General features: G+C 51.9%; 11 protein-coding genes. All 11 read left to right on the forward strand.

Translation table 11 applies throughout. From position 1 onward, the window contains the following. Positions 1 to 152 precede the first annotated feature (152 nt). The 11 genes from EKL15_RS11235 to queF all read left to right on the forward strand — a co-directional run bounded on the left by EKL15_RS11235 (position 153) and on the right by queF (position 12,872). Positions 153 to 977 carry a CoA ester lyase gene (locus EKL15_RS11235; protein ID WP_060423102.1) on the forward strand — a complete coding sequence of 275 codons (825 nt, stop codon included), beginning with the start codon at positions 153 to 155 and terminating at the stop codon, positions 975 to 977. 345 nt (positions 978 to 1,322) lie between these two features. Beyond that, positions 1,323 to 1,925, forward strand: coding sequence for a DUF2913 family protein (locus EKL15_RS11240; protein WP_157800471.1), 603 nt, complete (start codon positions 1,323 to 1,325; stop codon positions 1,923 to 1,925). A gap of 1,440 nt (positions 1,926 to 3,365) precedes the next feature. Then, a complete protein-coding gene (locus EKL15_RS11245) occupies positions 3,366 to 4,661 on the forward strand; it encodes a lysine N(6)-hydroxylase/L-ornithine N(5)-oxygenase family protein (protein WP_100395906.1) in 1,296 nt (431 codons plus the stop codon). A gap of 50 nt (positions 4,662 to 4,711) precedes the next feature. Beyond that, positions 4,712 to 5,596 carry an ATP-grasp fold amidoligase family protein gene (locus EKL15_RS11250; RefSeq protein ID WP_100395905.1) on the forward strand — a complete coding sequence of 295 codons (885 nt, stop codon included), beginning with the start codon at positions 4,712 to 4,714 and terminating at the stop codon, positions 5,594 to 5,596. Positions 5,597 to 6,221: 625 nt separating this feature from the next. After that, entirely contained in the window at positions 6,222 to 7,136 is a 915-nt protein-coding gene (locus tag EKL15_RS11255; RefSeq protein ID WP_100396076.1) for an alpha/beta hydrolase, read from the forward strand. Between the two features lie 428 nt (positions 7,137 to 7,564). Further along, complete coding sequence (locus tag EKL15_RS11260; protein ID WP_100395904.1) at positions 7,565 to 7,975, forward strand: GNAT family N-acetyltransferase; 411 nt, start codon at positions 7,565 to 7,567, stop codon at positions 7,973 to 7,975. Between the two features lie 27 nt (positions 7,976 to 8,002). Further along, positions 8,003 to 8,692, forward strand: a complete 690-nt coding sequence (locus tag EKL15_RS11265; RefSeq protein WP_100395903.1) for a PAS and helix-turn-helix domain-containing protein — start codon at positions 8,003 to 8,005, stop codon at positions 8,690 to 8,692. 20 nt (positions 8,693 to 8,712) lie between these two features. After that, positions 8,713 to 10,014, forward strand: coding sequence for a cytosine permease (locus EKL15_RS11270; protein WP_049198549.1), 1,302 nt, complete (start codon positions 8,713 to 8,715; stop codon positions 10,012 to 10,014). Positions 10,015 to 10,543: 529 nt separating this feature from the next. After that, positions 10,544 to 11,158 carry a helix-turn-helix transcriptional regulator gene (locus EKL15_RS11275; RefSeq protein ID WP_004937341.1) on the forward strand — a complete coding sequence of 205 codons (615 nt, stop codon included), beginning with the start codon at positions 10,544 to 10,546 and terminating at the stop codon, positions 11,156 to 11,158. Continuing rightward, positions 11,159 to 12,055 carry a queuosine precursor transporter gene (locus tag EKL15_RS11280; RefSeq protein ID WP_019453032.1) on the forward strand — a complete coding sequence of 299 codons (897 nt, stop codon included), beginning with the start codon at positions 11,159 to 11,161 and terminating at the stop codon, positions 12,053 to 12,055. Beyond that, the gene (gene queF, locus EKL15_RS11285; RefSeq protein ID WP_060441065.1) at positions 12,033 to 12,872 is read left to right on the forward strand and encodes an NADPH-dependent 7-cyano-7-deazaguanine reductase QueF; all 840 of its coding nucleotides are present in this window, start codon (positions 12,033 to 12,035) and stop codon (positions 12,870 to 12,872) included. Before EKL15_RS11280 ends, queF begins: the two co-directional genes overlap by 23 nt. The last annotated feature ends 24 nt before the right edge of the window (positions 12,873 to 12,896 follow it).

The following is a 12,896-nucleotide window of genomic DNA, read 5'->3' on the forward strand; positions in this document are numbered from 1 at the left end:
GATATTTCATTGCTCTCTCAGGTTCCTTGAAAACTTTCAGTCACTACGCTACCATCAAAATAAATTCATGTAAATGATAATCAATATCATTCTCATAACTGTAATCCATGATGAGAGAATCAATTTATATCAATCACTTAGGCGGACAAGGTATGAGTATAGAGATTAGCTATTTGTTTATCCCTGCTAATAAAGAGGTAATGTTTTCGAAGGCGTTGGCCAGTGGTACCGATGCGATCATTATTGATCTTGAAGATGCTGTTCATCCGAACGAAAAGCCCCTTGGGCGCGATAACGTTCTGAGTTGGCTACATAAAATTAATAAGAGCAGCGTTAAAACCGGAATATATATCCGGATAAATCATCCAAACGACAAGGAATTTGATGACGACATCAGTTTACTCAATTCATTAAATAAGCCATTGATTACGGGTGTGATGGTGCCAAAACTGGAATGCAGTGAAACGATAAACCATTTGAAGTCGAGGCTTAATGCCGGAATATCAAGGCTACCCTTTATCGGCATCATAGAAACGGCGCGAGGATTGTATCACTGTGAGAGTATAGCCTGTAGCGGTGTGGTCAGATTAGCGTTCGGCTCTTTAGATTATTCGCACGATATTAATTGTCTGCAAACACCTGAGGCACTTCTCTATGCGAGAAGTCGTATCGTGGTGGCTTCACGGCTTGCCAACCTACCGCCCCCTATTGATTGCGTCACCCCCGAATTTTGTACGCCCGAAACGTTGTTAACGGATTGCTGCCATGCCCGATCTCTTGGATTCAGTGCGAAATTATGTATTCATCCGGATCAAGTCGATGTGGTTGCCAAAGCATTTAGCCCTACTGAGGAACAAATTAAATGGGCTGAAGAAGTGTTAAAACAGTCCAGAGAGAGTTATGCATTCCAGATCGGAGGTTCGATGGTAGATTTACCTTTAATAAAACAGGCGGCCCGTTTAATGGACAATAAATAAATCAGAATGGACATATTAGCAACCCACTCAAATAATATTAATCATAATTATTATTTGAGTGGTTATAGATAAACTCTCTCTATATATATTTAACCGTTCGATATCATTTAACGTCAGGCCAAAGCATTTGCCCCGGAGAGAGTGTCCGACAAGCAAAGAGTAGCCTTCCAGTAAGGAGCCCGAGTCTGCGATAGAGGCGCTGCATTTCGCACAAACCAGGCATGTTGTCACAACGCTCATTTTGGTAAGATTTTCTTATGAATTCATGATAGCATCGGGTAACACTATTACGCTGGCAAGGATGTCAGAGGGACTGAAATCATAGGGACGAAGATGCAGACTGCTATGCAAAGCAATCCCCCCGAAATTACACTATCAGCACTGAGCCATCTGGCCTTTTGTGCTCTTGTTGGGCTGGGTATTGCTCGCCAGGAAGGCGTTGCCAGTACGCCGTTGACTGAACATCTGTTTTTGGTTCGTTGGTTGGCTACGGCTCAAAAACAAAAGCGGTTTCCAAAATGTGTTGCCATTGATATTGCACTCCTGCTTGAGCAGGGACGGAGAAAAGGCCCCGCCAGCAAGCTGCGTGAAAAACTGCAATACCTGTGGCGATCCTGCACTGACCCCCTCATCACCCAATCGGACTTATTTCGACTCACCTATGTTACCGAGAAACTGAGAGAGCAAGGTTGGAAAAACTTCATCATGGACAGCCACATCTGGAAAGATGAACGCTTTTCTGCATCTTCTGCACCCAATGAGTTTTACACGGAAGAAAATACGTTAAGAGCAGCGTTCTCCGATAATGGTGAGTTAACCAATACTTTAGAGTTACGCATCATTGGAGATGTTGAATCACTCTTGGCGCTAATGGCCCAACCAGCTATTTCTGCAAAGCTGATTGAGAGAGGCGAGCTCTTCCATCGGGTCGTGCTGTTTCCCCAATAAGCACTTATATCCAATCACGCAGCCCTGCACGCTCGGCTGAGTCGTGCCACAGTGGCCAGCGCCAGTGTAAAGAAAATTAGCCGCCTTGCCGCCAATGATGCAGCAGCCGCTCGAGATAATGTGGAAAAAAGTCTATTACTACGGGAGGATCACGCAGGATAACAAACAGATTACCGAAGGAATGCTTTTTTCTTGCCGGGAGAATACAGGCAACCCACCTTGCGAAGTGGTCTATACTCCATAGACAAGTAAGCTTTTATTACCAAAGAGACATAACAAGAAGAGGCCCATTAAGAGGCCCTTGCAATCTTCAATTATGTTCCATCAACCCCATCCCATAGTGGATACATTATGGGATGCGTACCCTATTTTTTAGGCGCGGAACAAAGCCTCTCTGGCATCCTGCCGTTATACATGACAAGGTTGCCATCATCTAACTTTGCAAGTTTCAGCACATAGAGTCGTTTGTTAACACCCAGAAAAAATTTTTTCGCCTCGCCTAAGGAGAAGTTATCTCATCTAAGATAATTAGGCTATCGATTAAGAACCTCATAATCGCTCTATTAGACCCACTCTTAGTTCGGTACATAGCCGAAACATCAGCATCTTCCCATCCTTCTTGCCATTGATGGCATAGTAGCAAGTCAGGCCTTTATATCAGCGCAATCGCCTTACGCGGGGTAGCCGCTCCTCTTTGAGAGCCCATTGGCATTGAGTCGATGTTCACTAAACGCGCAACACATTTTGTATATGGCATGAACACTTCTTGTCCTATCACTTAACGCTCACAGGGGGCGAATTCTATTGATTCAGGATGAGAACGACGAAGTAAGGGAACCTCTTCCTCAGGCCCCCCCCCCTGCTCATTCACTCAACAAGCAGCTATGAACAAGCATTCAACCCATTGAATTAAAATGTAAAAAAAGAAGTATAATAAACTGATTTCATAATTTCACTTTTAATTTCATTTTTTCAAAATACCCCCTGATTCTAATATCACGTTATTTCACCTTCTCAGCGCCTATTTTAGGGTTATTCTAAGCAACGAACACCCGATCCCGGAAATGCAAAACGAACGCCGGCTGGCACATACACCAGAAAATCAGATGAGAACCCATACGATGGGTAGCCGCTTCAGGCGATCGTTTTCATGGCGTCGAGACTCAGGGATATCGGATTTTTACTTAGGAATAATCATTAAAACCACATGCAAGCTTTCATAGGGATTTTCATGGAAAGAAATACGCCCGTAGCCTTTACCTGATGCGCTACCTAATTCTAAACGGGCATTTAAAAATTCGGTATTTCTGGCCCGTACAGATTTTAATTAAATTTAATTCGTGAAGCTTACTTATAAGAAAAAGGCAGCCTGGTTGCTATAAGCCACCCTATCTGCAGCCGTATTTCTGGGTATTATTCTCATTATACTGGAGCTTATTAATGAATCAGCGTTTGGATATCATCGGCATTGGCCTTGGCCCGTCGAATCTTAGCCTGGCGGCCTTAGGAAGTGAAATAGAGGGGTTTACGGGGCAATTCCTGGAGCGAAAACCTCATTTCTCCTGGCACCCAGGGATGATCCTGGCGGATTGCAGCATGCAGACCAACTTTTTAAAAGACCTGGTGAGCGCAGTTGCCCCCACCAATCGCTACAGCTTTCTCAACTATCTGGTAAAAAACAGAAAGTTCTATCGTTTTCTGACGACAGAACAGCGCACCGCATCGCGTGAAGAGTTCGCCGACTACCTCACCTGGGCCGCCGGCGGGATGGACTCGTTGGCGTTTAACCAAGACGTTCAGCGGATCGAGTTCGACGATCGGCAGCGCCAGTTCGTGGTGACCACCTCGAATAAGGTCTTTCACGCCAAACACGTCAGCATTGGTATAGGCAAGAAAATAAAGTTGCCGGATTGCGTGACGGCGCAAAGCGATCGCTGTTTCCACGCCAGCGAAATGATGCTGCGCAACCCCGATCTGACCGGCAAGCGCGTGGCGATCGTCGGCGGCGGCCAGAGCGGCGCCGATCTGTTCCTGAATATTTTTAAAGGGGAATGGGGGCAGCCGGAACAGCTCGACTGGATATCGCGCCGCAACAATTACAACGCGCTCGATGAAGCGGCCTTTGCCAACGAATACTTCACGCCCGATTACGTCGAGAGCTTTTACTCGCTGGATAGCGCGGCCAAGCGGCATATGCTGGCCGAACAGAAAATGACCTCAGACGGCATCACCAGTGAATCGCTGCTGGCGATTTATCGCGCCATGTACCACCGCTTCGATGTTCTGCGCGAGAAATTATGGGTGCGCCTGCTGCCCAGCCGTTCGCTGACGGCCGTGAAACACACGCTGGATAACGCCTACCAACTCGAAACGCGTCATCATCTCGATCACGGTGAGGAAGCCTTCAAGGCGGACGTGGTGATCTTTGCCACCGGTTATCAGACGGCCACGCCAGAGTTCCTTGAACCTTTGGCCCACCGCCTGCTGACCACTGCGGATGGCGAATACCGCATCGCCCCAGACTTTACCTTTGAGTGGGAAGGCCCGGCGGAGAACTGCTTATTCGCCATGAACGCCAGTATGCACAATCACGGCATCGCCGATCCGCAGTTGAGCCTGATGGCGTGGCGATCGGCCCGGATTCTTAATCGGGCGTTAGACCGCAAGCCATTTGATCTGGGAACCACGCCGACGGCCATTCAATGGCGCAGTGAAAGCGTGCCACACGCGTTTTAAATACAAGAACGTCTTAATCATTGTCACTACGCTTTGATGGAATTACGGATATGAAAAGACAAGTCATTAAATTTATTACGAAGCAGCTGGCCGTATTGGCTCCCGAATTCAAGGCCAGATTGCTCTACAAAAAAGCATTTGGCAAACCGTTGAACTTGCAGGCGCCGTCCACCTGGAATGAAAAGATCAATCACCTGAAGTTGAATGGTTATAGTCACAATGCGTTGGTGAAGCAGTGTGCAGATAAATATGCGGTAAGACAGTACATCAAAGATCAAGGGTGCGAAGAGATCCTTAATGAATTGTACTTTGCCTGCGATTCAGTGAACGATATTCCGTGGGACGCATTACCGGATAAGTTTGTGATCAAAGGGAATCACGGTTCCGGATATAACCTTATTTGCCAGAATAAAAAATTGCTGAATATCAAGAGCGCCAAAAAATTGATCGATGGCTGGATGAAAGACGATTATTGGAAAACCTATGTAGAGCTCAACTACAAAGGGATACAAAAAAAGATCATTGGGGAGAAATATATCGAATCGGCCAATGGTTACGGGCCTGAAGACTATAAAATCTATTGTTTCCGCGGTGTGCCCTACTGCACGTTGCTGTGTGTCGGCAGAGATACCGGGTCGCCGAAGTATTACTTCTTTGACAAAGATTTCAAGTTTCTGTGCTACAGCGATGACTGCCTGGCCTTGAGCCAGGAAGAAATAGACGCCTTCGTGAAGCCAGAAGGCTACGATGAGCTGTTTGACTACGCCTCACGCTTGTCCGCGCCCTTCGAGTTTGTTCGCGTTGATTTCTACATCTCCAAAGGCCAGATCATTTTCGGCGAATTGACCTTTACCCCCTCCGCCGGGCTGGATACGGATATCCTGCCGCCAACCGATGTTTTGCTTGGCGAGATGTTGACGTTGCAACAGCACTGATTTTCACCTGGCCCCACGGTGAAGCTCGGCCACGCCTGAGCAGAAATACCGGCCGGCACGTTTGCCGCCTGCCGGTCGGCATTGCCTTGAGGGTTATCGGGCCGAGGCTCTCGCCCGTTCTTCCGCCGTGACGGCAACATCTCCGCCTCCCGCCCTTGGCTATCCGCACCAGCCCCAAGGGCAATACCTCAGCCAGGCTGCATAACCATTTGAAAAACAATGGTATTGAGCGATTAATAAGAATCACTTACATATTTATAATAAAATGTTCTATATGTATAGGAAGCTATAATATAAGATACCGGAAAGTTTCCCTGGTGTTGTTGTGTGTCTTTGCCCTATTTTATAGGGCTTTTTTTGCTAAACAACGTTGATAACCGTGTGTTTTCACCCTTCTTCGCCGTTTGCTCACCCACAAAAATCATAACCATTTCTAATTAATTGTAATCCTTGTTATTCCTGACTTATCAATAATAACAAGGGGTTGCTATTAACCCGGCAAAGCAACTGGCGGCCCTCTGTGGGCTGCGGCCGCACTTCGCCGTCGGAATGCCCGCCCTAAAGGTAGGTTTTGCCGGCCCCGAACGGATGCTACTATCGGCTTTTTACAAGGATGTTGATCCGCATGTTCTTGTCCAACCGGCGTTTTATCTCCGCGCTTCTGGCGCTCGCCATCGGCCTTTGGCTGCCGGGCTCCGTGCTGGCCAGGCCCAACCTGGAACGCAAGATCGGCACTACCGTTGCCGATAGCGATTCTGCAGATTACCGTTTCAGCGATCTGCGCTTCACCTCCGCCGACGGCCAACGGCATTACCGCGTTCGCATCGCCCAGCCGCGCCAGGCCCCTGCGCCTGACGGCTATCCAACGGTTTATTTCCTCGACGGCAATGCAGTGCTGATGGGATTGAATCCCGCCTTGCTGGCCAAATTGGCGGCGGCGAAGCGGCCGCCGGTGCTGGTGATGATCGGCTATGACAACGATCTGCGCATCGATGCCGCCGGCCGCGCCTACGACTATACGCTCCCTCTGCCGGCGGGCCTGAAGCAACCGCCGCGGGGTGGCGGGGGCGCGGATGCGTTCCTGCAATTGATTGAAACTCGGATCAAACCGGCGATCGCCGCCAAACTGGCGGTCGATCCGCAGCGGCAAACGCTGTGGGGTCACTCCTATGGCGGGCTCTTCGTGCTGCACACATTGTTCACCCATCCCACCGCCTTCCAACGCTACATCGCCGTGGAACCCTCGCTGTGGTGGGGCAACGGCATGATCCTGCAAGAAGCGCAGCAGATGATGGCGCGACGCCCGGCGCCGGTGGCGAAGCTGCAACTGTGGGTTGGCCTGGCGGAACGCGATCGTGCGGCCCCGCCCGGCGTGAAGAGCCCCGCTCTGCCGGCGGACGCAACGCGTTTATTGGCCGAACACCTGGCGCAGCTCGACGGTCTCGCCGTCGGCTATCGGGAGTGGCCGGCCTTAGGACACGGCGCCATGCTGGATGCCGCCATCGAGCCGGCGCTGAGCAGCGTCATAACAGAGAACTAAATCAGCGGATCAGAAGGTATCGGCCACATTTTCATCTGCGGCGCATATCTTCTGATGAGAAGAGTGTTTAATATCTAAGACAGCGAGTGGCGGGCGCGGGTGGGCGCGTCAAAAAACAAAGTGGCTCCCCCCGTCGGCAAGTGAGCTTGCTCTATCCGGTGGAGCCATACAGTACTGCAGTTTTCCCGGTGGGGCCCTGGTGAGGCGCAAGTAGGAAAAGATGGTGTAAGCAGGGCATTTCAGCGTTTTAATACCGCCTGTTTCACTATTTTCTTCTCCCTGTGACGCCTACTATAAGCGCCCCCTCACCCGGCGGAAAAGGGTGAAAACCACCCTTGAAATACATTAACGGAAGTGATATTAGAAGCGGTTGAGGCGAAAGTGCCTAGTTCAGTTTTGAATAATTAAATCAGGGAATTATATTAAAAATGAATATTAATATCACCGACAAACCCAACCCGCAGGATGAAGAGTTCGTTATCGACAGCCTCTGGGCTCACAACCATAAAACCCAGCCCGTAGACATTCACCCACTGTTTCTGACCGTCACCGACGACAACCAGCAGATCGTCGGCGGCCTCGTCGCACGTACCTGGTGGGGCGGCCTGGAAGTGCAGTATCTGTGGGTCGGCGAGCGGTGTCGCAAGAGTGGTTACGGCCGCCAATTGATGCAACTGGCCGAAGAAGAAGCCCGCAAGCGCGGTTGCCATATGGCCTATGTCGATACCTTCGATTTCCAGGCCCGGGGCTTCTACGAAAAACTGGGCTACCGGGTCTACGGCGAGCTGGGCGACTACGCGCATCGCCACACCCGCCATTACCTGGCTAAAAGCCTGTAACGCGGCCTGAGCGGCGCAGAGGTAGGTATGGGTTCATCGCATAAAAATAATGAATCTTATTTTAAGGGCCTCATCACCATGATGGAGCACCTGAGCGAGCCCTGGGGCATCAAAGACCAGCTGTCCCGCCACCTTTATATGAATCGCGCCGCTTATCTCTATACCAATACGCCGCTGAATTTCGACGTCGCCGGCAAATATGACCACGAATTCCCCGCCGACTGGGCCGACTCCGCCGCCGACTTTATCGAGCATGACAAGATGACCGAAGCGGCGCGCGATCGGGTCACGGTCATAGAAACGCACTACTGGTACGGCAAAGACAGCCTGACGCCGTTTATCAGCGAAAAGCTGCCGGTGTACAACGATGACAAACAGGTGATTGGCGTGATCTGGAACGCCAAGCCGATGAACAGCCTGTCGCCGCTGAAATACATCAATCAGCAAAAGCCCAGCGTGTTGACCACCGAAGTCAATAACGAGATGTTCACCCGTGCCGAACTCGATGTCATTTTTCTTATGCTTCAGCGATTTACGGTGAAAGAGATCGCCAAAATCTATAACGTCAGCAATAAGACCATCGAAAACCGCATTTATAACATTTACCAGAAGGCCAACGTGCATACTCAGCAGCAATTTGAGGAGTACTGCAAATACGCCAACCTGGATAACTACATTCCCGATCGCCTGATAACCAAAGGCATTCAGTTTATTTGAACCGCAAGGAAGATCTCACCGTGATAAAGATCGAAGATTATCCGCTCACCCGGGTGCCGCAGGATAAAAGAGTTTCGTTTTTAAGCGTGGCCATCGTGCATATGGGCATGTTGACCGCGCTGGACCAGTTCATGCTCGGCGCCGTGCTCGGCAACTCCATGACGCTGCTTGACGCCTTCACCGCCATTTTCGTCGGCAGCCTGATCTTCGGCGTGGTGACCTACGGCCTGGGGCTGGCGGGCATGCGCGAAGGGATTTCCGGCAGCCTGCTGGCGCGCTGGTGCGGCTTCGGCCGTCTGGGGTCGGTGCTGATCGGCGTGGTGGTGGCCGTCAGCCTGTTGGGTTGGTTCGGCATTCAGAACGCCATTTTCGCCAAGTCGCTCGACTTCGCGCTCGGCAATAAGCTGGGCTTCGGCCTGGCCGCCGGGCTCTCGGGCACGCTGCTGACCATCCTGGTGGCATTCGGCTTCAAAGCGCTGCGCATCGCCGCCCGTATCGCGGTGCCGATGTTCATCATGCTGGTGGCCTATATATCGGTGACCGCACTGACCGGGCATAACCTGCAGGAGATCATCCAGCTGGCGCCGCCGGGTGAACCGCTGACCATCAGCGCCGGCATCACCATCGTCGTCGGCGGCGCCATCGTGGCCAGCCTGATGACGCCCGACCTGACCCGTTACTCCAAAAACGGCAAGCACGTGCTCGGCGTCACGATCTTCACCATCATCGCCGGCGAGTTCGTGGTGAACGGTCTGGCAATCCTGATCGCCAAAACCCTGGGCACCGCCGATGTGGTCACCATCATGTCGCAAGCAGCCGGCGGCGCCGGTTTGCTGGTCGTGGTGTTCTCCACCCTGCGCGTCAACGATCTCAACCTGTATTCCTCTTCGCTGGGCATCGTCAACGCGGTGGAAGGCATCACCGGCAAAAAGCTGAAGTACACCTACACCACTCTGGTGATCGGGATTCTGGGCACCACGCTGTCGGTGCTGGGCATTCTGGACCGCTTTGTCGACTTCCTGACGGTGCTTGGCGTAGTCTTCCCGCCGATTATCGGCATCATGCTGGTGGACTATTATCTGCTGCGCAGCCACCGCAAAATCCTGGACGAGAGCCGCCGCACGGGCCAGCTGCCAAACGAGACGCCAACCATCGGCTGGGCGGCGATCGTCGCCAGCATCGCCGGTGGCGCCGTGGGTCTGGCGACCGAATGGGGCGTACCGACCATCAACTCTCTGGTGGCCGCCAGCCTGCTGTATTGGGTGCTCAAACTGGCCTTCAGCCGGGCGCAAAAACCGCTGGCCTCACAGAAGTCGCTCTGATTTTCGCCCATGAGTTAATGCACTCCTCCGGTGACGGGGGAGTGTTTATGCTCAGGAAAGGTGGGCGTAACGGAAAAGAATGGGCCGATCGCGAGGACAAACGGCCATCGTGGTTAGGGTCCCTGGTGTCGGTAGCAAGCTATCTATTAGGCTCAGAGTGTGGCAGCGCCCCCTCTGAGTTTTTTATTATAAAATCGTTGGCTTCAGTGTTTTGATCATAAAGAAAAACTTCAGCTTGAATGAACAGTAGCTCATGAAATCGGCTTTGGTCAACATAAAAGTACACATAAAATTGGCTTTTGTGTTCACTTTTCCATAAGCAAAAGCTAATCAATTGATTTACACAGTTTTATCATCTTTGCAGGTCACCCCGATCGCCTGCGCTAACATCACTGCGCTAAACGGCTGACAAGAAACAATAATTACCACCAATAATCAGCCTGTTACCTCCCCCTCAGCGCCTTTTTATCTGGACAACGCCGACGCGTAAGATATAGTGAAGCCAGCGTAATGTTTGTAAGGACAGCCGATGAAAACCACCAACGCACAGCGCAAAATCAACATCATTAAAAATATTGAATATCTGATGCGTACCCGCGGTGAAACCAAGGCTTCCTTTTCCAACCGCAGCGGCCTGACGCGCACGACTCTCTACAAAATTCTTGACGGAAGAGTGAACAACGTTCAGCAATCCACCGTGAATCGGATTTCCGATTTCTTCGGGGTCTCCTGTGAAGAGATCGAAGACTACGATCTGGAAAAACTGGAGCTGCTCAACGAAACGCTGTCCACCGAGGGCAACAAGAACCCTTCCGCCATCCCGGTGATCCCGCAGTCGCGCTATCTGGCCGTCTCGCAGCGCAAGATCGGGCAGCTGGTCACCGAGTTTCCTCTGACTTATTTCTTCGGCGATGAGTCGAACATGTTGGCAATGAAAATAGAGACCGAAATTAAAGGGTCATTTATTCCCGGCGAAGTCATCATCATCAAACGCCCGCCGGTACTGATTTGCGATTCACCTTTGCTGTATCACTCGGGAAAAAGCGGCTTCTTTGTGGTTGACGACAAAGACAGCGAAAGCATGGACAAACGCCCTCAGGACACCGTGCAATTCCTGGGTTATATCGTTGGAGAAAGGTTATAAATGGAACCGAATCAGAAGTTCAAGCTGTTGGGCTTCACCCGACATGGCACCATCGCGGCCAATGTCATGGTATTGGCCACCGGCAAAACCATTACCATGGGGCTGAATGAGCTGGCCGACAGCGAAATATCAGAAGATCTGAGCCGGCACGAGCTGCAGGCGCTGTACCGCAAACTCTATGGCGACAACAAACAAAAAACCGCCTACGAGCTCAGCGATCGCCACGAACGCTCCTGGTACGCCTACCTGATTATTACCGTGGCGCTCAGCGTGATTTATATTTTCTCAACGCTGTGCGGCGTCAAGCCGATCCAAATCCCGGTGCTGAATCTCATCACGCCGCCGGCGATCTTCATCTACCCGCTCACGTTCATTCTGGTGGACATCCTCAACGAATTCTATGGATTACGGCTGGCCCGGCGCACGATTATCATCTCGTTTATCGCCAACCTGACCTTCGTCCTGGGGGTCTGGGTAACGACGCTGGTGCCGAGCATTCCGCAGTGGGAGTACAGCGAGACCTACAACGGCATCGTGCACAGCATCATGGCGGTGCTGGTGGCCTCGTCGGCGGCCTATCTGATCTCCGAGAACGTCAACTCCTACCTGCTTTGCAAAATCAAAGAGTTGACCAACTCCCGCTACCTGTTTGTGCGCGTGATCACCAGTACCGTTGTGGCTTCGGCCATCGACAGCGTGGTGTTCTGTACGCTGGCGTTCTACAACGTGCTGAGCTGGGACATCATCAAAACCATGATCCTGTCGCAGTTCCTGATCAAGGTGGTTTACGCCCTGCTGGGCGTCGGGCCAATCTACGCCACCCGCAGTCTGTTTAACCGCTACATCAATACCGAACAAGCAAAGGGCAATGAATATGCATATCCAAAAGCAAGATAAGATCACCCATCTTGGCGCGAACTCCGATTATCCGGATCAATATGCTCCCGCATTGCTCGAAGCCTTGCCGCGTGCGCGCGGCCGCGATCTGATCGGCGTGGACGAGCGGCAGCTGCCGTTCAGCGGCTTTGATCTGTGGACCGCCTTCGAGCTGTCCTGGCTCAACGCCAAGGGCAAGCCGGTGGTGGGCATCGGCGAATTTACCTTCCCGCATTCCTCGTCGAACCTGATCGAGTCCAAATCGTTCAAGCTGTATCTCAACAGCTTCAACCAAACGCGCTTTGACAGCGTGGAACAGGTGAGCGCCGCCATGCAGAAAGATCTGTCGCAGGCGGCCAACGGCCAGGTCACCGTCAAGCTCTATCCGGGACTGGAAGGTTACCCGGCGCAGATCGACCGCCTGCCGGGCATCAACATCGACGATCTGGATATCGCGGTCGACGACTTCGCCTTCAAACCGGAATATCTGAGCGGCGCGGCCGAGAGAGGGGAACCGGTGTCGGAGACGCTGTCTTCCAACCTGCTGAAATCCAACTGCCTGGTCACCAACCAGCCGGACTGGGGCAGCGTCGTGATCCGCTATGAAGGCCGCAAAATCGACCGCGAAAGCCTACTGCGCTACCTGATCTCCTTCCGCCAGCACAACGAATTCCACGAGCAGTGCGTCGAGCGTATTTTCAACGACATCAAGCAAAGCTGCCGTCCGGAAAAACTCAGCGTGTTCGCGCGCTACACCCGCCGCGGCGGCCTGGATATCAACCCCTTCCGCAGCGATTTCGAAACGGCGCCGGCGCTCGGTCGCCTGATCAGACAGTAAGCGTTATCCCCGCAATGCTCCCGC

The organism is Serratia sp. 4542 (assembly GCF_016805595.1).
In the GTDB taxonomy this organism is placed as follows: Bacteria; Pseudomonadota; Gammaproteobacteria; order Enterobacterales; family Enterobacteriaceae; genus Serratia; species Serratia nevei.